The 22,310-nt window shown below is 72.6% G+C and carries 21 protein-coding genes; 13 read left to right on the forward strand and 8 right to left on the reverse strand.

Translation table 11 applies throughout. The annotated features are described in order from the left end of the window. Positions 1–32 precede the first annotated feature (32 nt). The 4 genes from ACFYW5_RS19655 (at position 33) to ACFYW5_RS19670 (ending at position 4,425) form a co-directional block, all read left to right on the forward strand. Positions 33–635: a TetR/AcrR family transcriptional regulator gene (locus ACFYW5_RS19655; protein ID WP_389418283.1), complete on the forward strand. Its 603-nt coding sequence runs from the start codon at positions 33–35 to the stop codon at positions 633–635. Positions 636–737: 102 nt separating this feature from the next. Further along, complete coding sequence (locus ACFYW5_RS19660; protein WP_389418284.1) at positions 738–2,954, forward strand: MMPL family transporter; 2,217 nt, start codon at positions 738–740, stop codon at positions 2,952–2,954. 98 nt (positions 2,955–3,052) lie between these two features. After that, a complete protein-coding gene (locus tag ACFYW5_RS19665; protein ID WP_389418285.1) occupies positions 3,053–3,583 on the forward strand; it encodes a YbaK/EbsC family protein in 531 nt (176 codons plus the stop codon). Further along, positions 3,580–4,425 (forward strand): EamA family transporter, encoded by an 846-nt coding sequence (locus ACFYW5_RS19670; RefSeq protein ID WP_389418286.1) that lies wholly within the window; start codon positions 3,580–3,582, stop codon positions 4,423–4,425. Before ACFYW5_RS19665 ends, ACFYW5_RS19670 begins: the two co-directional genes overlap by 4 nt. On the opposite strand, the gene ACFYW5_RS19675 is transcribed toward ACFYW5_RS19670, so the two are convergent. Further along, positions 4,422–4,838, reverse strand: a complete 417-nt coding sequence (locus tag ACFYW5_RS19675; protein WP_389418287.1) for a RidA family protein — start codon at positions 4,836–4,838, stop codon at positions 4,422–4,424. The two genes, ACFYW5_RS19670 and ACFYW5_RS19675, sit on opposite strands and share 4 nt — an antisense overlap. A 106-nt stretch (positions 4,839–4,944) precedes the next feature. Between ACFYW5_RS19675 and ACFYW5_RS19680 the strand changes: the two genes are divergently transcribed. Then, positions 4,945–5,220, forward strand: a complete 276-nt coding sequence (locus ACFYW5_RS19680; protein WP_389418288.1) for a DUF1876 domain-containing protein — start codon at positions 4,945–4,947, stop codon at positions 5,218–5,220. A gap of 17 nt (positions 5,221–5,237) precedes the next feature. Here ACFYW5_RS19680 and ACFYW5_RS19685 read toward each other — a convergent pair whose 3' ends face one another. From ACFYW5_RS19685 to ACFYW5_RS19700, 4 genes are read right to left on the reverse strand one after another with little or no spacing between them, the layout of a single operon-like run. After that, complete coding sequence (locus tag ACFYW5_RS19685) at positions 5,238–6,416, reverse strand: serine hydrolase domain-containing protein (RefSeq protein WP_389418289.1); 1,179 nt, start codon at positions 6,414–6,416, stop codon at positions 5,238–5,240. 60 nt (positions 6,417–6,476) lie between these two features. Continuing rightward, positions 6,477–7,265: an energy-coupling factor ABC transporter ATP-binding protein gene (locus tag ACFYW5_RS19690; protein ID WP_389418290.1), complete on the reverse strand. Its 789-nt coding sequence runs from the start codon at positions 7,263–7,265 to the stop codon at positions 6,477–6,479. Continuing rightward, positions 7,253–8,014, reverse strand: coding sequence for a cobalt ECF transporter T component CbiQ (gene cbiQ, locus ACFYW5_RS19695; RefSeq protein ID WP_389418291.1), 762 nt, complete (start codon positions 8,012–8,014; stop codon positions 7,253–7,255). The genes ACFYW5_RS19690 and cbiQ overlap by 13 nt, the downstream gene beginning before the upstream one ends. A gap of 1 nt (position 8,015) precedes the next feature. Continuing rightward, on the reverse strand, positions 8,016–9,077 hold the full coding sequence (locus tag ACFYW5_RS19700; RefSeq protein ID WP_389418292.1) for an energy-coupling factor ABC transporter permease: 1,062 nt from the start codon (positions 9,075–9,077) through the stop codon (positions 8,016–8,018). A gap of 182 nt (positions 9,078–9,259) precedes the next feature. Here ACFYW5_RS19700 and ACFYW5_RS19705 point away from each other — a divergent pair, with 182 nt between their 5' ends. Continuing rightward, positions 9,260–9,619: an SsgA family sporulation/cell division regulator gene (locus tag ACFYW5_RS19705; RefSeq protein ID WP_389418293.1), complete on the forward strand. Its 360-nt coding sequence runs from the start codon at positions 9,260–9,262 to the stop codon at positions 9,617–9,619. A 1-nt stretch (position 9,620) separates the two neighbouring features. On the opposite strand, the gene ACFYW5_RS19710 is transcribed toward ACFYW5_RS19705, so the two are convergent. The 3 genes from ACFYW5_RS19710 to ACFYW5_RS19720 form a co-directional block, all read right to left on the reverse strand. Continuing rightward, positions 9,621–11,285, reverse strand: a complete 1,665-nt coding sequence (locus ACFYW5_RS19710) for a penicillin-binding transpeptidase domain-containing protein (RefSeq protein WP_389418294.1) — start codon at positions 11,283–11,285, stop codon at positions 9,621–9,623. Positions 11,286–11,371: 86 nt separating this feature from the next. Beyond that, on the reverse strand, positions 11,372–12,991 hold the full coding sequence (locus ACFYW5_RS19715) for a penicillin-binding transpeptidase domain-containing protein (RefSeq protein WP_389418295.1): 1,620 nt from the start codon (positions 12,989–12,991) through the stop codon (positions 11,372–11,374). An 85-nt stretch (positions 12,992–13,076) separates the two neighbouring features. Further along, a complete protein-coding gene (locus ACFYW5_RS19720) occupies positions 13,077–14,828 on the reverse strand; it encodes a dolichyl-phosphate-mannose--protein mannosyltransferase (protein WP_389418296.1) in 1,752 nt (583 codons plus the stop codon). Positions 14,829–14,890: 62 nt separating this feature from the next. On the opposite strand from ACFYW5_RS19720, the gene rsmI reads away from it, so the two are divergent. The 7 genes from rsmI (at position 14,891) to ACFYW5_RS19755 (ending at position 22,151) form a co-directional block, all read left to right on the forward strand. Next, on the forward strand, positions 14,891–15,733 hold the full coding sequence (rsmI, locus tag ACFYW5_RS19725) for a 16S rRNA (cytidine(1402)-2'-O)-methyltransferase (RefSeq protein ID WP_389418297.1): 843 nt from the start codon (positions 14,891–14,893) through the stop codon (positions 15,731–15,733). Positions 15,734–15,920: 187 nt separating this feature from the next. Further along, positions 15,921–16,112 carry a hypothetical protein gene (locus ACFYW5_RS19730; protein ID WP_389418298.1) on the forward strand — a complete coding sequence of 64 codons (192 nt, stop codon included), beginning with the start codon at positions 15,921–15,923 and terminating at the stop codon, positions 16,110–16,112. Between the two features lie 42 nt (positions 16,113–16,154). After that, complete coding sequence (locus ACFYW5_RS19735) at positions 16,155–17,033, forward strand: TatD family hydrolase (protein ID WP_389418299.1); 879 nt, start codon at positions 16,155–16,157, stop codon at positions 17,031–17,033. A gap of 114 nt (positions 17,034–17,147) precedes the next feature. After that, complete coding sequence (locus tag ACFYW5_RS19740; protein ID WP_389418300.1) at positions 17,148–18,458, forward strand: ubiquitin-like domain-containing protein; 1,311 nt, start codon at positions 17,148–17,150, stop codon at positions 18,456–18,458. A 33-nt stretch (positions 18,459–18,491) separates the two neighbouring features. After that, positions 18,492–19,367: a 16S rRNA (adenine(1518)-N(6)/adenine(1519)-N(6))-dimethyltransferase RsmA gene (gene rsmA / locus ACFYW5_RS19745; RefSeq protein WP_389418301.1), complete on the forward strand. Its 876-nt coding sequence runs from the start codon at positions 18,492–18,494 to the stop codon at positions 19,365–19,367. Continuing rightward, on the forward strand, positions 19,364–20,266 hold the full coding sequence (locus ACFYW5_RS19750) for a 4-(cytidine 5'-diphospho)-2-C-methyl-D-erythritol kinase (RefSeq protein WP_389418302.1): 903 nt from the start codon (positions 19,364–19,366) through the stop codon (positions 20,264–20,266). The genes rsmA and ACFYW5_RS19750 overlap by 4 nt, the downstream gene beginning before the upstream one ends. Positions 20,267–20,348: 82 nt before the next feature. Beyond that, complete coding sequence (locus tag ACFYW5_RS19755) at positions 20,349–22,151, forward strand: ABC-F family ATP-binding cassette domain-containing protein (protein WP_389418303.1); 1,803 nt, start codon at positions 20,349–20,351, stop codon at positions 22,149–22,151. Positions 22,152–22,310 lie beyond the last annotated feature (159 nt).

Genomic DNA, 22,310 nt, shown 5'->3' on the forward strand with positions numbered 1-22,310 from the left:
TGTCGTTCGCGAGTGGGAGAAGGTGATGAGCCATGACTGAGACCGCCGCGGCACGCCGCAGTCGCATCACCCCCGAGCGGGCGGCCGAGCTCTACGGAGCCGTGCTCGACCTGCTCCGCGAGGTCGGCTACGACGCGCTGACCATGGACGCGGTCGCCGCGCGCACCAAGTCCAGCAAGGCCACGCTCTACCGCCAGTGGGGCGGCAAGGCCGAACTGGTCGCGAAGGCCGTACGGCACAGCAAGCCGGGCGGCTCCCTGGACGGGATCGACACCGGCTCGCTCAAGGGCGATCTGCACGCCCTCACCAGGCGGTCGGACGACTGCCAGATGGAGCGGGACTCCGCACTCATGCGGGGTCTGGCCATGGCGGTGCACTCCAACCCGGACCTCCTGCGGGCGTTCCGGGAGCACCTCGTCGAACCGGAGCTGGCGGACTTGCGGCGCGTGATCCAGCGCGCCGTCGACCGCGGCGAGATCCGTCCGGACAACCCCGCGATCGAGTTCGTGATGCACATGATGATCGGCGGGTTCGCCGCCCGCACGATGATCGACGAACAGCCGCCGACCCAGGCCTTCCTCATCTCGTACATCGACGCCGTGGTCCTCCCCGCCCTCGGCGCACCCACCAGCTGACACCTCCCCAGCAAGCCCTCTCACCTGACGTCACCGCTCACGTCGCCGGGCTGATCCACCCTGCCCTGAACACCCCCACGACATGACCGGGAGTACGCCTCCGTGGCCACGTTTCTCTATCGACTCGGCCGGTTCGCCTTCCGCCGGCGCCACTTCGTCGCCCTGATCTGGGTGGCCCTGCTGACGCTCGCCGGCGTCGGCGCCGCCTCCGCGCCCGCAGCGGGCAGCGGATCCTTCTCCATACCCGGCACCGAGGCCCAGAAGGCCTTCGACCTGCTGGACGAACGGTTCCCCGGGATGAGCGCCGACGGCGCGACCGCCCGGGTCGTCTTCCAGGCGCCCGACGGCCAGAAGCTCTCGGCCGCCGACCACAAGTCGGCCGTCGAGGAGGCGGTGAAGGACCTCGGCACCGGCCCCGAGGTCGTCTCGGTCACCGACCCCTTCGCGACCAAGTCGGTCTCGAAGGACGGCAGCGTCGGCTACGCCCAGGTCCGCTACGAGGTCTCCGGCATGGAGCTGGAGGAGTCCACCAAGGAGGCCCTGGAGCACGCCGCCGAGGACGCGCGCGACTCCGGGCTGACCGTCGAGATCGGCGGTGACGCGCTCCAGGCCACGCCCGAGACCGGCTCCACCGAGATCATCGGCATCGCGGTCGCCGCCGTCGTCCTCGTCATCACCCTGGGCTCGCTGGTCGCCGCCGGACTGCCGCTGCTGACCGCCCTCATCGGCGTGGGCATCGGCGTCTCGACGATCACCGCGCTGGCCAGTGCGCTGGAGCTGGGCTCCACCACCTCCACGCTGGCCATGATGATCGGCCTCGCCGTCGGCATCGACTACGCGCTCTTCATCGTCTCCCGCTACCGCGCCGAACTGGCCGAGGGCCGGGACCGCGAGGAAGCCGTCGGCCGCGCCGTCGGAACGGCCGGCTCCGCGGTGGTCTTCGCCGGTCTCACCGTCGTGATCGCCCTGGTGGGTCTGGCGGTCGTCAACATCCCGATGCTGACGAAGATGGGCGTCGCCGCGGCCGGCACGGTCGTGATCGCGGTCCTGATCGCGCTCACCATGATCCCGGCCCTGCTCGGCTACGCGGGCCGCAAGGTGCAGCCGGCGGGCGCGCGGAGCAAGCGGTTCGGCCGCCGCAAGGCCGCCGCCGAGGACCGTCCGGCCACGCCCAACATGGGCACCCGCTGGGCGAGCTTCGTGGTCCGCCGCCCGGTCGCCGTCCTGCTGTTCGGCATCATCGGGCTCGGCGCCGCCGCGGTCCCGGTCGGCTCGCTGGAGCTCGGTCTGCCCGACGACGGTTCACAGCCCACCTCCACCACCCAGCGCCGCGCCTACGACCTGCTGTCCGAGGGCTTCGGGCCCGGCTTCAACGGCCCGCTGATGGTCGTCGGCGACGCCAAGGGCAGCGACGACCCGAAGGCCGCCGCCGCCGAGGTGGCCGACGAGATCAAGGGCCTGGACGGCGTGGTGACGGTCGCGCCGGCGACGTTCAACAAGGCCGGGGACACCTTCACCATCACCGTCGTCCCCGACTCCAAGCCCTCCTCCACCCAGACCGAGGACCTGGTCCACGCGATCCGGGACACCGGCGCCGGCGTCCAGGCCGACACGGGGACCGAGGTGCTGGTCAGCGGCACCACGGCGATGAACATCGACTTCTCGCAGAAGATGAACGACGCGCTGGTGCCGTATCTCGCGCTCGTGGTGGGCCTCGCCTTCCTCCTGCTGATCGCGGTGTTCCGCTCGATCCTGGTCCCGCTGAAGGCGGCCCTCGGCTTCCTGCTCAGCGTGCTCGCCGCGCTCGGTGCCGTCGTCGCGGTCTTCCAGTGGGGCTGGCTGTCCGGCCTCATGGGCGTGGAGGAGACCGGCCCGATCATGTCGATGATGCCGATCTTCATGGTCGGCGTGGTCTTCGGACTCGCGATGGACTACGAGGTGTTCCTCGTGACCCGGATGCGCGAGGCGTACGTCCACGGCGAGAGCCCCAGCCAGGCCGTGGTCACCGGGTTCAAGCACGGGGCGCGGGTGGTCACCGCCGCCGCGGTGATCATGATGGCCGTCTTCGCCGGCTTCATCGGCTCCTCCGAGTCGATGGTCAAGATGATCGGCTTCGGCCTCGCCATCGCGGTCTTCTTCGACGCGTTCGTGGTCCGGATGGCGATCGTCCCGGCGGTGCTGGCACTGCTCGGCAAGCGCGCCTGGTGGCTGCCGAAGTGGCTGGACCGCGCGCTGCCGAACGTGGACGTCGAGGGCGAGGGCCTGAAGGCCGCGGCCGAGGCGCACGCCGGCAAGGACAAGGAGCTGGTACGCGCCTGACGTACCGCTCCTGAGCGAGACCAGCCGGTGAGGGCCGCCGTGGGGACGGCGGCGCCCTCACCGGCTTCCTCGTTCCCGCCGCCCCCGAATCCGGTCGCATGTCTCGTACACGGACCGCTAGCGTGCCCCGCATGACGACTGCCGACTCAGGAGCACACCCCCGGTTCGCCGCCGCCCTGGAGGAACTGGGGCTCGGTGCCGTGCAGGAACGGATCCGGCGCTTTCCGGAGGCCACCCGGACCGCCGCGGAGGCGGCCGCCGCGATCGGGTGCGAGCTCAGCCAGATCTGCAAGTCCCTGATCTTCGCCGCCGACGGGGTGCCGGTGCTGGTCCTGATGGACGGGGCCTCCCGGGTCGACGTGGAGCTGGTGCGCCGGGAACTCGGCGCCGGGAAGGTCACCCGGCCGAAGGCGGACGTCGTCCGGGAGACCACCGGGTACGCCATCGGCGGGGTGCCGCCCTTCGGGCACCGCACGCGTACGCGGGTGCTCGCCGACCGCTCGCTGCTCGACCACGACCTCGTCTGGGCCGCCGCCGGCACGCCGTACACCGTCTTCCCCATGGAACCCAAGACCCTGATCGCCCACGCCGGCGGCACCCTGGTGGACGTGCGCGAGCGCGACGCGTGACGCCGCTGGTCGCGGCCGCCGTCCTGCTCGCCGCGGTCACCCACGCCGGCTGGAACGCCCTCGCCCACCACATCCCCGACAAGCTCGCCGGGTTCGCCCTGATCTCCGGGGGCGGCGTGGTGATCGGGCTCGCGCTGATGCCGTTCACGGCGGTTCCGGCGGCCGGGGCCTGGCCGTATCTGCTCGCCTCCGCGGCGATCCACATCGGCTACTACGCCCTGCTGATGAGGTCCTTCCGGCTCGGCGACTTCGGGCAGGCCTACCCGATCGCCCGCGGCACCGCGCCGCTGGTCGTCACGGTGCTCGCCGCGCTCTTCGCCCACGAGGTACCGGACGGCTGGGCGGCCGCCGGCGTCGTCGTCTCCTGCGCGGGGCTGACCGGGGTCGCCCTGTGGGGGCTGCGCGGACGCCGGCCGGACTGGGCGGCGATCGGCGCGGCCCTCGCGACCGGCCTGACCATCGCGGCGTACACGGTCGTCGACGGCCTCGGCGTGCGGGCCTCGGGCTCCTCCCTCGGCTACATCGCCTGGCTGATGACCGTGCAGGGCGTGGTGATCCCGGCGTACGCGCTCCACCGCTGGCGGGGCGGGACAGTCGCGGTCCTGCGGCCGTTCGCCGCGCTCGGCCTGCTCGGCGCCGCCCTGTCCGTGGCGGCCTACGCCCTCGTCCTGTGGGCCCAGACCCGGGCGGACCTGGCACCGATCGCCGCGCTGCGGGAGTCCTCGATCATCGTCGGAGCGGCGATCGGCGCCGTGTTCTTCAAGGAGAAATTCGGAACCCCGCGCATCGTGGCGGCGGGCCTGGTTGTGGTGGGGATCGGACTGATGCTGCGGGCGGGTTAGTCCCGCTCGGCGGGCCGCACGGCCACCGCGTCGATCTCGAAGAGCATGCCGGGCAGGGCGAGGGCGGCGACGCCGGTCAGGGTCTGGGCGGGCAGCCGGTCGCCGAAGCGGGCGCCGATCGCCTTGCCGAGCACCTGCAGCTTCCCCGGGTCGTGGTCGACGACGTAGGTGCCGAGGCGTACGACGTGCTCGTAGCCGAGGCCGACGCCCGCCAGTGCCGAGCGCAGCCGGTCCAGGGCGAGTTCGACCTGGGTGGCGAAGTCACCGGGGACGGGGGCGCCGGAGGAGTCGGAGGCGTACTGGCCGGCGATGTGGACGGTCTCGCCGGGGGCGGAGACGGCGTGGCTGTAGCCGAAGGGGGTGGGGTCGTGGAGCGTGGCCGGGTTGGTGATCGTGCGCTCGTCGGACGTCATGATCCACTCAACGTCCCGGAACCGCCCGCCCATTCCGGGTGCGTGCGGTGGTGCGGAAGGTGGCTGGAGGAGCACCCTGGAAGCAACGGTTCCGGAGGTGATCGTCATGATGCGGACCACAGTGGGATGGCACGTCGAGATGGAGTTCAGCGAGGACGACCAGCACACGCGCGCGGCGGCGATGGTGCGTCTGCCCGACGGGTCCGAGGTACGGGCCCAGGGCCACGCGAGCCGCCACCACACCGACGCGAATCAGCCACGGGTCGGTGAGGAGATCGCCGGGGCGCGGGCGCTGAACGAACTCGCCATGCAGCTGCTGACGAAGGCGCACGGGGAGATCGACGCGGCGTCGGGGCGGGCCTCGCACCCGATCCACGTATGAGGTGCGAGGGCTGAGGGTCACGCGCCCCGCGTGAGCGACTCCCGTACCGCTCGCACCAGTGCCTGCGCGCGGGGGTCAGCCGTCACCGTCTTGCGGAAGCCGTTGGTGACATAGCCGAAGGCGATGCCCGAGGCGGGGTCGGCGAAGCCGAGCGAGCCGCCGCGGCCGGGGTGGCCGAAGGAGTCGGGGGACAGGAGCGGGGACGCGCTGCCGTGCAGCATGAACCCGAGGCCGAAGCGGGTGTTGACGACCAGCACCCGGTCCGGGCCGGCCGACTCCTCCGCGCGGGCGAGCCGGGCGGTGGCCTCGTCGAAGAGCCGGACGCCGTCGACCTCGCCGATCAGCGCCGCGTAGACGCGGGCGAGGCCGTCGGCGGTCGCTATGCCGTTGGTGGCGGGCAGCACGGTCGCCCGGTACGCCGGGTCGTTCTGGTCCGGGAAGGGGGTGATCGCGGCGAAGGCCCGGCGGGTGAGCGAGCCGGGGTCGGCGTACGCCTCGGTCACCGACCGCTTGGGCCGGGCGCGCAGCACCGCACCGGAGGAGGGCTCGGGGCCGTCGACCCGGCCGACCCGTCCTGCCCGCCCCGCGGCTTCCTCCGCGGCGGGCAGCCCCAGCCAGAAGTCGGCGCCCAGCGGCCCGGCGAGGTGCGCCGCGATCCACTCCCCGGCGCCCTGCCCGGTCACCCGGCGCACCAGCTCGTCGAGCAGCCAGCCGTAGGTCAGCGCGTGATAGCCGTGGGCGCTGCCCGGCTCCCACGCCGGGGCCTGCGCGGCGACCGCCTCGGGCCCCTTCGCCGGGTCCAGCGCCTCCGCCGGGCTGAGCGGACGGTCCAGCACCGGCAGCCCGGCCCGGTGGCCCAGCACGTGCCGGACCAGCACCCGCTCCTTGCCCCGCGCCTTGAACTCCGGCCAGTACTCACCCACCGGCGCGTCCAGGTCCAGCAGCCCCCGCTGCCGCAGCAGCAGCGGTACGGCGGCGGCGACGCCCTTGGTCGCCGAGCGCACGACCTGCGCGGTGCCGCGCTGCCAGGGGGCGGTGCCGTCGATGTCCTTGGTGCCGGCCCACAGGTCGGCCACCTTGCGGCCGTCCCGGTACACGGCCACCGCGGCGCCCCGCTCCCCGAGCGCCGCGAAGTTCCGTGCGAACGCCTCCCGGACCGGCTCGAAGCCCTCGGCCACTGTGCCGTTCACGTCCACGCCCGTACTCCTCGTCCCGCCGCCCGGTGCCTGCTTCTCCCCTTCACCCAAGCAGGATCGTCACGCCGATGTTCCCGCGGGTCCCGTCGGAGCAGGGGCGGCCGGGACGGCACGCGGGTCGAAGCCGAAGGGCAGCTCCAGCCGGTGCGCCCGCATCAGGTCCTCGTCCGCGAGCAGTTCCCCGGTCCGGCCGTCCGCGGCGATCACCCCGTCGCTGAGGACCAGCGCGCGCGGGCACAGCTCCAGCGCGTAGGGCAGATCGTGGGTGACCATCAGCACGGTCACGTCCAAGGAGCGCAGGATGTCGGCCAGTTCGCGGCGGGAGGCGGGGTCGAGGTTGGAGGACGGCTCGTCCAGGACCAGGATCTCCGGTTCCATCGCCAGCACCGTCGCCACCGCCACCCGGCGGCGCTGCCCGAAGGACAGATGGTGCGGCGGCCGGTCCTTGAACGCGGCCATGCCGACCTGCTCCAGCGCCCGGTCCACGCGCTCCTCCAGCGCGGCCCCCTTCAGCCCGGCCGCGGCGGGACCGAAGGCCACGTCCTCCCGGACCGTCGGCATGAAGAGCTGGTCGTCGGGGTCCTGGAAGACGATGCCGACCTTGCGCCGGATCTCCGCCATGTGCTCCCGCCCGACCGGCAGCCCCGCGACCTTCACCGTGCCGGTGCCGCCGGTCAGGATGCCGTTGAGGTGCAGCACCAGGGTGGTCTTGCCGGCGCCGTTCGGGCCGAGCAGCGCGACCCGTTCGCCGCGTGCGACGCGGAAGTCGACGCCGAACAGGGCCTGGTGGCCGTCGGGGTAGGCGAAGGCGAGGCCGGAGACCTCCAGAGAAGCTGTCACAGCGTCCATCCCAGCAGACATACGACGAGGGCGGCGAGGGGGAGGGTGAGCGCGTACGTCCACTGCGCCCGGGACGCGGTCACCTCGTCGATGACCGGCATGGCACCGGCGTACCCGCGGCTGATCATGGCCAGGTGCACGCGCTCGCCGCGTTCGTAGGAGCGGATGAACAGGGCGCCCGCCGTCTTCGCGAGCACCCCCCAGTGCCGCACGCCGCGCGCCTCGAACCCGCGCGATTCGCGTGCGATGCGCATGCGCCGCATCTCGTCGGTGATGACATCGCCGTAGCGGATCATGAAGGACGCGATCTGGACCAGCAGGGGCGGGAGCTTCAGGCGCTGCAGGCCGAGCAGCAGCTCGCGCAGCTCGGTGGTGGACGCCAGGAGCACCGACGCGGCGACGCCGAGGGTGCCCTTCGCCAGCACGTTCCACGCGCCCCACAGGCCGCTGACGCTCAGCGACACGCCGAGCACCTCGACCCGCTCGCCCTCCGCCACGAACGGCATCAGCACCGCGAACGCGACGAAGGGCACCTCGATCAGCAGCCGCTTGAGCAGGAAACCGGCGGGCACCCGCGCGACGCAGGCGACGCCGGCGAGCAGTACGGCGTACAGGCCGAACGCCCACATCGCCTCCCGCGGGGTGGACACCACGACCACCACGAACGCGATCGTCGCGGCGAGCTTGGTGTGCGGCGGCAGGCCGTGCACGGGGGAGTGCCCGTGCCGGTAAAGCTTGTGGGCGTGCCCGGCGCCCATGTCAGACGCTCGTGCTCACGGGCGAGGCGTCCTCGTGCGCGCGCCGCCTGCGCACCGTCCAGAACACCGCGGTGCCCGCGACGACCGTGACCCCGACGCCGATGACGCCCGCCAGCCCCCCGGACAGGCGGGCGTCATCCACGTCCTTCACGCCGTAGTCCGCCAGCGGCGAATCGGCGTAGGCGTGCTCCTCGGCCTTCTCGTCGATGCCGTTGTCGGCGGCGACCTTCTCCAGACCGTCCGGATCGGCGGAGGCGTAGAAGCTGACGACGCCGGCGAGGACGAGGGAGGTGGCCAGGCCCGAGATCCACAGCGTCCGGCGGGAGGCGCGCGCCGCGACGGGCGCCGCGTCCGCCCCGTCGGCCGCCGGGACGTCGACCAGCTCGCCGTCGACCCGCAGCCGCAGCCGCTGACGCAGGTCACGCGCGCCGTACACGAGGTCGGGGCGTACGGCGATCACCGCGCCCACGGTCAGTGCCGTGATCGCCGCCTCGCCGATGCCGATCAGGAGGTGCACGCCGACCATGGCGCCCGCGACCTTGCCGATGGAGACGTCCGTGGTGCCGCCGATCGCGTACATCAGCGTGAAGGCGAGTGCCGCCGCCGGGACCGAGACCAGGGCGGCGACGAAGGAGGCGACGGTCACCGAGCGGCGGGTGCGCGGCAGCAGCTTCACCAGGGCGCGGAAGACGCCGTACGCCACGACCGTGGTGACCACCGCCATGTTGGTGATGTTCACGCCGAGCGCGGTCAGGCCGCCGTCCGCGAAGAGGATGCCCTGCATCAGCAGCACCACGGACACGCACAGCACGCCCGTGCAGGGGCCGACGAGGATCGCGGCGAGCGCGCCGCCGAGCAGATGGCCGCTGGTGCCCGCGGCGACGGGGAAGTTCAGCATCTGCACCGCGAAGATGAACGCGGCCACCAGGCCGGCCAGCGGCGCGGCGCGCTCTCCCCCCTGCTCGCGCCGCGCGCCGCGCAGGCTCACGGCGACCGCGGCGGCGGCGACCGCTGCGGTCGCGACCGACGTGGGGGCGTCTATGAATCCATCAGGCACATGCACCGTTCGATGATAGTGGCTTGTTGCGAACATCTTGCAAGAGCGTGTGGCGTTGAACAACCCGCGCGGGGTCTCCGGGCGCAGGGTCTCCGGCCCCCACGGGCGCCCGGCGGAAAATATGCGACATTGGAGAGGAAGCGGATCCACAGCTTTCGCACAGGTCGCTCAGCGTAAGGGGCCGTCCGATGTCCGTAGTCGAGCAGTACGCACGAGCCCACATCGTCACGGACACCGACGTCCGCGTGCAGGAGGACCGGGACGCGGTACCGGTCGTCCTGCGCTACGACCCCGACCGTGACCCCCGCGCGGTGCGGTTCGGACTGCCCGGGGCGCACGAATGGACGTGCGACCGGGCGCTGCTGGAACAGGGGCTGCGCGCCCCGGCCGGCAGCGGCGAGGTGCGGGTGTGGCCGTGCGGCCGGGTGCAGGCGGTGGTGGAGTTCCACTCCGCGCAGGGCGTCTCGGTGGTGCAGTTCGAGACCAAGACCCTGCTGCGCTTCCTGCGCCGCACCTACATCGCGGCCGCCGAGCCCGTACGCGGCTGAGTCAGCCGCCCAGCTTCAGCAGCGCGGCCACGATCGGCCCCGCCGTCTCCCCGCCGTGCCCGGCCGCCTGGACGACGCCCGCGGCGGCGAGGTCGCCCCGGTAGGCGGTGAACCAGCCGTTCGGCTTCTTCTGGCCGTCGACCTCCGCCGAGCCGGTCTTGGCGCCGACGTCACCGCTCACCCCGGCCATCGCCTCGGCCGCCGTGCCATAGGCCGCCGTATAGGCCATCAGGTCGCGCAGCTGGGACAGCGTGCCGGCGGACATCGTGCGCGAGGCCGTGGCGAGCTCGCGGCCGTCCACCTCGGGGGAGACCAGGTAGGGCTGGCGGAAGACGCCCGACTTCACCGTCGCGGACACCGACGCCATGTTCAGCGGGTTCATCCGCACCCCGCCCTGGCCGATCAGCTCGGCCGCCATCTGCGCCTGCGACTGCACCGGGACGGCACCGTCGAAGGTCGAGACGCCCACGGACCAGTTGTTCAGGCCGAGGCCGAACACCTGCTGGGCCTGCTTGGTGAGGCTGTCGTCGTCCAGCTCGGGCGCCTGGCTGATGAAGGCCGTGTTGCAGGAGCGCGCGAAGCTCGCCTTGAAGGTGCCGCCCTTGATCAGGAACTTGTCGTCGTTCTGGAACTTCCAGCCGCCGTACGTGAAGTACTTCGGGCACGGATGCGCCTTGTCCGCCGAGGCCAGGCCCTTCTCGATGAGCAGCGAGGAGGTGATGACCTTCATGGTGGAGCCCGGCGCCAGGGAGCCCTGGAAGGCGGTGTTGAAGCCCTTGGAGGCGTTCGCGGCGGCCAGGATCTCGCCGGTGGAGGGGCGCAGCACGACCACCGAGGAGCGCGCCCTCTCGGCGACCTGCTTCTCGGCGGCGGCCTGGAGGGCCGGGTCCAGCGTCGTCTTCACGGTGCCCGGCGTGCCCTTGCTGAGCTCCAGCAGGGTCTTCTCCGCCGCCTCGGACTTCTTGGCGCGGACCACGCGCAGCTCGATGCCCGCCTTGCCGCCCGCCGTCTTGCCGTACTTCTCGCGCAGCGAGTCCAGGACGGGGCCCAGCGAGGGGTACTTCGCGGTCGTCAGTTCGCCGCCCTCCCGGTCGAGCGCCTTGACCGGCGGGGTGCCGGACTCGCCGGTGACCAGGGTGTCGCCGTCCTTGAGGCCGGGATGGACGACGGACGGCCGCCACGCGACGACCGGTTCGCCGTCGGTCTGCCGCCGTACGACGGTCAGCGCGCTGTCGTAGGCCAGCGGCTTGCTGAGCTTGCCGTGGGTCACCGTGCCCTTGACGGAGAAGGGGACCTCGGCGCCGGTGGGGGTGCCCGCGGTGAGCGTGACGTCCCGGACCCGGGCGTCCTCGGTGAAGCCGGTGAGCAGCTTGCGGGCCGCCGCCGCGTCGTCCGTGGCCGCGGCCGCCCCGGCGACGCTGCCCTGCTGCCAGGCGGTGAGGAAGGCGCGGGAGGCGGTGGTGACCTCCTTGGCGGACAGCGGGCCCGTCTTCACCCTCTTCTCGCCGGCGGAGGTGCTGCGCCCGCGGTCCTCGGCCGCCGAGGAGCCGCCGTACAGCGCATAGCCGGCCACGGCCGCGCCGACGGCGACCACGGCGATGGCCCCGCCGGCCAGCACCGCGGGACTCGTCTTCCGTCGCTCGGCGACGCGCCTTCTCTTGCCCACTGTCTTCCGATCCTCCGCGAGATCCCGAGGCCCCCGTCAGCCCAACGACGGGACCACCCTAGAGTCCCGGAACCCGGCGGGTGACGTCAGCCACCCGCCGCCAGCACCGCCTTCACGATCGGGCCCGCCGCCTCGCCGCCGCGTCCGCCGGACACGCTCATCGCCGCCGCGGCGATGTCATTGCGGAAGCCGGTGAACCAGCTGTTGGCGGTCTGTCCGTCCACCTCGGCGGAACCGGTCTTGGCGCCGATGTCGCCACCGAGCCCGGCCATCACGTCCCGGGCGGTGCCCTGGGTCGCGGTGAGCCGCATCATCTGCTTGAGCTGGGCGGCGGTGTCCGGCCGCAGGCCCTGGGCGGTGGCCAGGGGCCGGTCGTCCAGGTCGGGGGAGACGAGGTACGGCTGCCGGAAGGTTCCGGTGATCGCGGTGGCTGTGACCGACGCCATGTTCAGCGGGCTCATCTGGACCTGGCCCTGGCCGATGGCGTTGGCCGCGCGGTCCGGTCCGGTGGAGGCGGGCACGCTGCCGTCGAAGGAGGAGATGCCGGTCTTCCAGTTGTCCTTGCCGAGCCCGAACCGCTCCTGCGCCTCCGCGGTCAGCGAGGCGTCGGTCAGCGGCTCCTCGTCGACGAGCTTGATGAAGCCGGTGTTGCAGGAGCGCATGAACGTGTCGGCGAGCGTGGCGCTCTCGTTGGCGGCGAGGCCGGGCAGGTTCTTGAAGGTCTGGCTCTGCCAGGTGGCGGTGTCCGGGCAGGGGGCGGGGCCGTTCATCGAGGCGACACCGTTGTCGATCAGCATCGCCGCGGTGACGATCTTCATCGTGGAGCCGGGCGCGACCCGGCCCTCGAAGGCGGCGTTGAAGGCGTCCGCACGGTGGTTCGCCACCGCCAGCACCTCGCCCGTGCTCGGCTTGACGGCCACCACCGACGACTCGGCGTAGCTCTTCACCGCCCGCTCGGCCGCCGCCTGCACGCCCGCGCTCAGCGTGGTGCGCAGCGTGCCCGCCTTGCCCTCGGCGAGCGTGAGCAGCGGGGTGTCGGCGACGTCCTCGGCGGCGTGCCGGATCACCAGCTCGACGCCGGGCGTGCCGCCGGCCTTGTCGCCGTAGCGGTCGCGCAGGGTGTCCAGGACGGGGCCGAGCGAGGGGTACTTCGCCTTCGTCAGCACCTGTCCGTCGCGGTCCACGGCCTCGATGGGCGGGCTCTTCGATTCACCGGTGACGAGGGTGTCGTCCTTCTTCAGCTCCGGGTGGACCACGGCCGGATCCCAGTCGACCAGCGCCTTGCCGGAGGTCTTTCCCCGCACGACCTTCAGCTCGCTCCGGTAGGTGAGCGGCTTGCTCTTCCCGTCGTACGACACCTTCGCGTCGACGGTGAAGGGCACGACCCCGCCGTTCGCCGCACCCGGCGTGATCTTCACGCCGGTGATGTGCGCGGCCTGCGCGTACGCGGTCAGCAGCGGCCGGGCCGCCTGGTCGAAGTTGGTGTACGAAGCCGCCTCGGCCGCCTGCCCCTTCTCCCAGGCCGCGAAGAACTTCCCGGCCGTCTCCTCTACCTCGTCCCCGCTCGGCGGCCCGGTCCGCGCGACCGCGGGCCCGCTACCGTCGCCGTCCAGCGCCGACACCACGTTGTAGGCGCCGTATCCGGCGCCCCCCACCATCACCGCGAACACTCCCCCGATGACGGCGGCCTTCACCCCCTTGCCCATTGGGCTGTCCCTCCCCGTTTCCCCAGTGGTCTTCGCACTGTAAAGGCAGGGTGTGACAGCGGGGGCGGGTGTTCCCGGATTGTTGCTATACCCAGGTATCCAGCCACATGCGGGAACGCCAGTCGTCGATGGGGATGGCGGTGCCGGTGAAGATCGGCCAGAAATAGATGAAGTTCCAGGCGATCAGCAGCACCAGCACGCCCGCGCCGGTCGCCCCCGCCACCCGGCGGGTCTCGCTCGACTTCGGCGGTCCGACGATCGCGCCGAGCAGCATCGCGACGGCCAGGCACAGGAAGGGCAGGAACACCACGGCGTAGAAGAAGAAGATCGTCCGCTCCTGGTACATGAACCAGGGCAGATAACCGGCCGCGATGCCACAGGCGATGGCGCCAGCCCGCCAGTCGCGGCGGAAGAACCAGCGCCACAGCACGTACAGCACCGCGAACGCGGCCACCCACCACAGCAGCGGCGTGCCGATCGCCAGCACCTCGCGCGCGCATTTCTCGCCCGCGTCGACCGGGCAGCCGTCCTTGCCGGGCGCGGGGGACTCGTAGAAGTACGAGACCGGGCGGCCGGTGACGAGCCAGCTCCACGGGTTGGACTCGTACGTGTGCGGCGAGGACAGGCCGACATGGAAGTCGTACACCTGGGACTCGTAGTGCCACAGGCTGCGCCACCAGTCCGGGAAGAGCCACGACCAGTCGCTGTTCTTGCCGTCGGTGGCGGCCCAGTTGCGGTAGTAGCCGCCGGAGCCGTCGGCGGGGGAGAGGATCCAGCCGGTCCAGGACACGATGTACGTGAGGACCGCGACCGGCACGGTGGCCAGGAACGCGAAGCCCAGGTCGTGCTTGAGCACCGCCGTATGCGGGCTGCGGGCGCCCGCCACCTTGCGGGAACCGACGTCCCACAGGACCGTCAGCAGGCCGAACGCGGCCAGGATGTACAGGCCGTTCCACTTGGTGCCGATGGCCAGGCCCAGCATCAGGCCGGCCGTCCAGCGCCAGGGGCGCCATCCCAGGCGCAGGGTCTCGGCGAGGTGCGCGTCCGGGCGGACCCGGCCGTCGGCGTCCGCGGGCAGGGCGGCGGCGAGTTTCTCGCGCGCCTTGTCGCGGTCGATGACCAGACAGCCGAACGCGGCCAGCACGAAGAACATCAGCACGCCGTCGAGCAGCGCGGTGCGGCTCATCACGAAGTGCAGTCCGTCCACCGCCATCAGGGCGCCCGCGAGGCAGCCCAGGAAGGTGGAGCGGAAGATCCGGCGGCCGATGCGGCACAGCATCAGCACGGACAGCGTGCCGAGCAGCGCGGTCATGAACCGCCAGCCGAACGGGTCGAACCCGAACATCAGCTCGCCGAGCCCGATGACGTACTTGCCGACCGGCGGGTGCACGACGTACGCCGCGTCCGACGGGAGCTGGACCTTGTCGCCCATGGACAGGACCAGGTCGTTGGCGTTCTTGTCCCAGTTGACCTCGAAGCCGCGGTGGACGAGCGCCCAGGCGTCCTTGGCGTAGTACGTCTCGTCGAATATCACCGCCTTCGGGCTGCCCAGGTTCCAGAACCGCAGCACGCCCGCGAACAGCGTGATCAGCAGCGGACCGCCCCAGCCCGACCAGCGCACCAGCCGGTCGGCGAGCGTCGGCGGCAGCCCGAGCACCGCCCACAGCCGCGGACTGGGCTGCACGTACGGCGGCACCAGGCGGTCGCGGACGTCGGCTCTGGCCCCCGCCGAGTATCCGAATCGGCGCAGCCGCTGCTGCCACGAGGGCCGCTGGTCGTGCGGCGCCTGGCCCTGCCGGGTGTCCGTGGAGTCCATGGACGACGCTGTACTGGTCACCGCGCCATCGTAGGGAACCCTTCTGTGGGAGTCCCGCGCATGGCGCCTGCGAGGATGGAAACGTGACAGGAACCCTTGTTTTGGCAGGCACCCCGATCGGCGACATCACCGACGCCCCGCCCCGGCTCGCCGCGGAACTCGCCGGCGCCGACGTCGTCGCGGCCGAGGACACCCGGCGGCTGCGCCGGCTGACCCAGGCGCTCGGCGTCACGCCCAAGGGGCGGGTCCTGTCCTACTTCGAGGGCAACGAGTCCGCCCGGACCCCCGAACTCGTCGACGAACTGCTGGGCGGCGCGCGGGTGCTGCTCGTCACCGACGCGGGGATGCCGTCGGTGTCCGACCCCGGGTACCGGCTGGTCGCCGCGGCGGTCGAGCGGGACATCAAGGTCACCGCCGTGCCCGGGCCGTCCGCCGTGCTCACCGCGCTCGCGCTGTCCGGGCTGCCCGTGGACCGGTTCTGCTTCGAGGGGTTCCTGCCGCGCAAGGCGGGCGAGCGGCTCTCGCGGCTGCGGGAGGTCGCCGAGGAGCGGCGCACGCTCGTCTACTTCGAGGCCCCGCACCGCCTCGACGACACCCTCGCCGCGATGGCGTCCGTCTTCGGCGAGGAGCGGCGGGCCGCGGTGTGCCGGGAGCTGACCAAGACCTACGAGGAGGTCAAGCGCGGCCCGCTGGCGGAGCTGGCCGCATGGGCGGCCGAGGGCGTGCGTGGCGAGATCACCGTGGTCGTGGAGGGCGCGCCGGAGAAGGGACCCGAGGAGATCGGCCCCGAGGAACTGGTGCGCCGGGTGCGGGTGCGCGAGGAGGCGGGCGAACGGCGCAAGGAGGCCATCGCGGCGGTGGCGGCGGAGGCGGGCCTGCCCAAGCGGGTCGTCTTCGACGCGGTGGTGGCGGCCAAGAGCCGCTGACGGGGGCGTGAGGGGGGCTTGCTGGCGGGGTGGGGGCGGCCTGGGCTCGCTGACGCGGGGTGAGGGCGGTCTGGGTTCGCTGGCGGGGTGGTGACGGTCTGGGTTCGCTGGCGGGATGGGGGCGGTCTGGAACCGCTGACGTGGTGGGGGGGGTCTGGGCTTGCTGGTGGGGGTGGCGGGCCGTGGGATGGGCGGTGGGCGCGGACTCGATTTCGGCCGGTTCGACGCGGAAGCCGCGGATCTTGGCCTGGTCGTCGCCCGGCCGAGGCTCAAGAGCCGCTGGCGGGTGACGGTCTGGAGCCGCTGGCGGGGTGGTGACGGTCTGGAGTCGCTGACGGGCCTAGCCGCTGACGCGGTGGTGGCGGCCGAGAGCCGCTGACGTGCCGAGAGTCGCCGGTGCCCCCTTTCGTAGGATCGGGGCATGCCTTCCTCCAGCGACAAGAACGCGGCGCCGCCGCTCCCGGAACCGCTCCGGGTGCCGGTCGCCGACTCCCACACCCACCTCGACATGCAGTCCGGCACCGTGGAGGAAGGGCTCGCCAAGGCCGCGTCGGTCGGGGTGACGACGGTCGTGCAGGTCGGCTGCGACGTACGCGGCTCGCAGTGGGCCGCGGACACGGCGGCCGCGTTCCCGGAGGTGCACGCGGCGGTCGCCCTGCACCCCAACGAGGCGCCGCGCATCGTCCACGGCGACCCCGACGGCTGGTCCCGGCAGGGGGCCCGCGAACCGGGCGGCGACGCCGGGCTCGACGCGGCGCTCGCCGAGATCGACCGGCTGGCCGCGCTGGAGCACGTGAAGGCCGTCGGCGAGACGGGCCTCGACCACTTCCGCACCGGTGACGAGGGCAAGGAGGCGCAGGAGCGCTCCTTCCGCGCCCACATCGAGATGGCCAAGCGGCACGGCAAGGCGCTGGTCATCCACGACCGCGACGCGCACGCGGACGTCCTGCGGGTGCTGAAGGAGGAGGGCGCGCCGGAGCGGACCGTCTTCCACTGCTACTCCGGTGACGCCGAGATGGCGGAGATCTGCGCCGCGGCCGGATACTTCATGTCCTTCGCCGGCAACGTCACCTTCAAGAACGCCCAGAACCTGCGGGAGGCGGTGGCCGTGGCCCCGCTGGAGCTGCTGCTGGTGGAGACCGACGCCCCCTTCCTGACGCCGGCGCCCTACCGCGGACGGCCCAACGCCCCCTATCTCATTCCGGTCACGGTGCGCGCGATGGCCGCGGTGCGCGGGATCGACGAGGACGCGCTGGCGACGGCCCTCGGCGCCAACACCGCCCGCGCCTTCGGCTACTGACACCCCTACCGGCTCGCGACGGTGTGTAGTCGCGTCGCTTTGGAGAGTGACACTCGCTCCGCTAGGTTCTGGGGGCCCGATCGGGACCCCTCTGGCCCACTGGAGCGTGGCGACGTGAGCAGCAGGTCGCAGTACGAGACGTACCCGCCGCAGGCGTACGGCGGATTCGACGCGCCCCCCGGTGATCTGCACAGCGCGGAGACGCTGGCGTACGGGGTGGCCGGACCGTACGAGCCGTGGGTGCCCGAAGAGGAAGCGCTCGCGCCGGTGGTGCGAGCCGCTCCGGTACGGCGGGGCACGCGTCGGCGCAAGGGCCGCTACCAGGGGAGTGCGGACGGCTCCGTGCGCCGGCTGCTGCCGCAGGCGCTGGTGGTCGCGTTCCTGGCGGGCGGCACCACCGCCTTCGTCGCCAAGGACAAGGCGATCGAGCTGAACGTCGACGGCCGCCCGCGCACCCTGCACACCTTCGCCGACGACGTCACCGAACTGCTCGCCCAGGAGGGGGTGGAGGTCGGGGCGCACGACGTGGTCGCCCCCGCCCCCGGGACGGAACTCAGCAGCGGCGACGAGGTCGCGGTGCGCTACGGGCGCCCCGTGCGGCTCACGGTCGACGGACAGCGGCGCGAGGTGTGGACGACGGCACGCACCGTCGAGGAGGCGCTCGGGCAGTGGGGGGTGCGGGCGGAGGGGGCCTATCTGTCCGCCGCGCGCTCCACGCGGATCGGCCGGGCGGGGCTCGCGCTCGACGTGCGCACCGAGCGCTCCGTGACGATCATGGCGGACGGCCGGGCCCGTACCGTGCGCACCAACGCGGCGACCGTCCGGGAGGTCGTCGAGGAGGCCGGGATCACCCTGCGCGGACGGGACGCCACCTCCGTGCCGCCCGGGAGCTTCCCGCGCGACGGGCAGACGGTGACCGTGCTGCGGATCACCGGCACGAAAGAGGTCCGCGAGGAGGAGATCCCCTTCGACGTCAGGCGCAGCGAGGACCCCTCGCTGTTCCGGGGCACCGAGGTCGTCGAGCGCGCCGGGCAGCCCGGGCTGCGCCGGGTCACGTACTCCCTGGTCACCGTCAACGGCGTCCGGCAGAAGCCGCGGCGCCTCGGCAGCGAGGTGGTGCGCGAGCCCCGGACCCAGGTGGTGAAGGTGGGGACGAAGCCCATGCCGACGTCCGTGCGGGGGGCGGACCACCTGAACTGGCAGGGCCTTGCGGCGTGCGAGTCGGGCGGGCGCCCCCAGGCGGTGGATCCGTCGGGGACGTACGGGGGCCTGTACCAGTTCGACACGCAGACCTGGCGGAGCCTCGGCGGCAGCGGACGGCCCCAGGACGCACCGGCCGCGGAGCAGACCCTGCGCGCGAAGAAGCTGTACGTCCAGCGCGGGGCGAGCCCCTGGCCGCACTGCGGGGCGCGGCTGCAGGGGTGAGGGCGCCCGCTTCCCGGCCCGTACCCTTGTCCCGTGAGCAGCAGCCCCACCCCCGACGCCCTTCTGGGCCCCGCCGACATCCGTGAACTCGCGGACGTGCTCGGCGTGCGGCCCACCAAGCAGCGTGGTCAGAACTTCGTGATCGACGCGAACACCGTGCGCCGCATCGTCCGCACCGCGGACGTGCGGCCCGACGACGTGGTCGTGGAGGTCGGGCCCGGGCTCGGTTCGCTCACGCTCGCGCTGCTGGAGGTGGCCGACCGGGTCACCGCCGTGGAGATCGACGACGTCCTCGCGGGCGCGCTGCCCGCCACCGTCGCCGCCCGGATGCCCGACCGCGCCGACCGGTTCGCGCTGGTCCACTCCGACGCGATGCACGTCACCGGGCTGCCGGGCCCCGCCCCGACCGCGCTGGTGGCGAACCTGCCGTACAACGTCGCCGTACCCGTGCTGCTGCACATGCTCGACACCTTCCCGAGCATCGAGCGCACCCTCGTGATGGTGCAGGCGGAGGTCGCCGACCGGCTCGCCGCGGCGCCCGGCTCGAAGGTGTACGGCGTGCCCTCCGTGAAGGCGAACTGGTACGCCGAGGTCAAGCGGGCCGGAGCGATCGGCCGCAAGGTCTTCTGGCCGGCCCCGAACGTGGACAGCGGGCTGGTGTCGCTCGTCCGCCGCGGTGAGCCCGTGAAGACCACCGCCTCCAAGAAGGAGGTGTTCGCCGTCGTCGACGCCGCCTTCGCGCAGCGGCGCAAGACGCTCAGGGCCGCGCTCGCGGGCTGGGCCGGGTCCGCGCCGGCCGCCGAGGCGGCGCTCGTCGCGGCGGGCGTCTCCCCGCAGGCGCGCGGAGAGGCCCTGACGGTCGAGGAGTTCGCGCGGATCGCCGAGCACAAGGAGTCCGGTCCCCAGTGAGCGTCACCGTCCGCGTCCCCGCCAAGGTCAACGTCCAGCTCGCGGTGGGGGCCGCCCGCCCCGACGGCTTCCACGACCTCGCCAACGTCTTCCTCGCGGTCGGCCTGTACGACGAGGTCACCGTCACCGCGTCGGCGGGCGGCCCGCGCGTCACCTGCACGGGGCCCGACGCCGTCCAGGTCCCCCTGGACGGTACGAACCTCGCCGTGCGGGCCGCCGAGGCGCTCGCCGCGCGCTACGGCATCAGCCCCGACGTGCGGCTGCACATCGCCAAGGACATCCCCGTCGCCGGCGGCATGGCGGGCGGCAGCGCGGACGGCGCGGGCGCCCTGCTCGCCTGCGACGCGCTGTGGGGCACGGGCGCCTCCCGGGACGAACTCCTCGACATCTGCGCCGAGTTGGGCAGCGATGTGCCGTTCAGCCTGGTCGGCGGGGCCGCACTCGGCACCGGACGGGGCGAGAAGCTGCGCGCGCTGGAGACCGGCGGCACCTTCCACTGGGTGTTCGCCATGGCCTCGCGCGGGCTGTCGACGCCGGCCGTCTTCCGTGAGTTCGACCGGCTCGCCGAGGGGCGGGACATCCCCGCGCCGGTCGCCTCCGAGGACCTCCTCGGCGCGCTCGCCGAGGGCGACCCCGACGCGCTCGCCGCGGCCGTCTCCAACGACCTCCAGCCCGCCGCGCTCTCCCTCTTCCCCGAGCTGGCCGGCACCCTCGCCGCGGGCCGCACGGCCGGGGCGCTGGCCGCGCTGGTCTCCGGCTCGGGCCCCACGACGGCCTTCCTCGCGCGGGATCCGGAGGCGGCGCTGAAGGTGGCCGAGTCGCTGCGCTCGTCCGGTACCTGCCGGGCGGTACGGGTGGCCACGGGCCCGGCGCCGGGCGCCACCGTGGTCTCCGCGTAGGGGCGTCGCCGGACACCGGGTCCGCGGGCCCGGCGCGACGACTACCCTGGAGGGTCGATCGATCCCCCTGGGCAGGAGAGTAATGGCCGTCAATCTGGTCAATGTCGAGAACGTCAGCAAGGTGTACGGCACCCGTGCCCTGCTCGACGGCGTCTCCCTCGGCGTGTCCGAAGGGGACCGGATCGGGGTGGTCGGCCGCAACGGCGACGGCAAGACGACCCTGATCCGGATGCTGGCCAAGCTGGAGGAGGCCGACACCGGCCGCGTCACGCACTCCGGCGGGCTGCGCCTCGGCGTGCTCACCCAGCACGACTCCCTCGACCCGGCCGCCACCGTGCGGCACGAGGTCATCCGGGACCTGGCGGACCACGAGTGGGCGGGCAACGCCAAGATCAGGGACGTGCTCACCGGCCTCTTCGGCGGCCTCGACCTGCCCGGGTTCCCGCAGGGCCTGGACACCGTGATCGGGCCGCTCTCCGGTGGCGAGCGCCGCCGTATCGCGCTCGCCAAGCTGCTCATCGACGAACAGGACCTGATCGTCCTCGACGAGCCGACCAACCACCTCGACGTCGAGGGCATCTCCTGGCTCGCCCAGCACCTGCGCGAGCGCCGGTCCGCGCTGGTGTGCGTGACCCACGACCGCTGGTTCCTGGACCAGGTGTGCACGCGCATGTGGGACGTGCAGAAGGGCGACGTCTTCGAGTACGAGGGCGGCTACTCCGACTACGTCTTCGCGCGGGCCGAGCGGGAGCGCATCGCCGCCACCGAGGAGACCAAGCGGCAGAACCTGGTCCGCAAGGAGCTGGCCTGGCTGCGACGCGGCGCCCCCGCGCGCACGTCCAAGCCGCGCTTCCGGGTGGAGGCCGCCAACGAGCTCATCAAGGACGTGCCGCCGCCCCGGGACACCAGTGAGCTGATGAAGTTCGCCTCCTCGCGGCTCGGCAAGACCGTCTTCGACCTGGAGGACGTGACCGTCCAGGCCGGTCCCAAGGTGCTGCTCAAGCACCTCACCTGGCAGCTCGGCCCGGGTGACCGGATCGGTCTCGTGGGCGTCAACGGCGCCGGGAAGACCTCGCTGCTGCGCGCGATGGCGGAGGCGGCCCGCACCGAGGGGGAGGCGCAGCCCGCGGGCGGCCGGATCTCCGTGGGCCGGACCGTCAAGCTCGCCTACCTCTCCCAGGAGGTCGCCGAACTCGCCCCGACCCTGCGGGTGCTGGAGGCCGTGCAGCAGGTGCGGGAGCGGGTCGACCTCGGCAAGGGGCGCGAGATGACGGCCGGGCAGCTGTGCGAGACGTTCGGCTTCAACAAGGAGAAGCAGTGGACGCCGGTCGGCGACCTGTCCGGCGGTGAGCGGCGCCGGCTGCAGCTGCTGCGGCTGCTGATGGACGAGCCGAACGTCCTCTTCCTCGACGAGCCCACCAACGACCTCGACATCGAGACCCTGACCCAGCTGGAGGACGTCCTCGACGGCTGGCCCGGCTCGATGATCGTCATCTCCCACGACCGGTTCTTCGTCGAGCGCACCACCGACCGGGTCTTCGCCCTGCTCGGTGACGCCACCCTGCGGATGCTGCCGCGCGGCATCGACGAGTACATCGAGCGGCGCCGGCGGATGGAGGAGGCGGCCGCCGCCGCGGCGCCCGTCGTCGAGAAGGCCGCCCCCGACCGGAGCGCCGCCGACCAGCGCGCCGCCAAGAAGGAGTTGCAGAAGATCGAGCGCCAGCTCGACAAGGTCACCGAGAAGGAGACCAAGCTGCACGCCCAAATGGCCGAGAACTCCACCAACTTCGCGAAAGTGGCGGAACTCGACGCCGAGCTGCGGGACTTGGCCGGACAGCGCGAGGAGCTGGAGCTGCGCTGGCTGGAGCTGGCGGAGGACGCGTAAGCGGCGTGAAGGGCGCGTGAAGGCGCGTAACGGCGGTATCACGAGCCGGTCGTCCCTTGGGAACAGGCGTTCACCGGCCCGGTGGGTTGTCGGTGCCGAGTGATAGAAAGAGGCGGTCTGAGAACCGTCTGAATACAACGGGTGTGGCGGAAACGCAGC

It is taken from the genome of Streptomyces sp. NPDC002779, assembly GCF_042888685.1.
GTDB lineage: Bacteria > Actinomycetota > Actinomycetes > Streptomycetales > Streptomycetaceae > Streptomyces.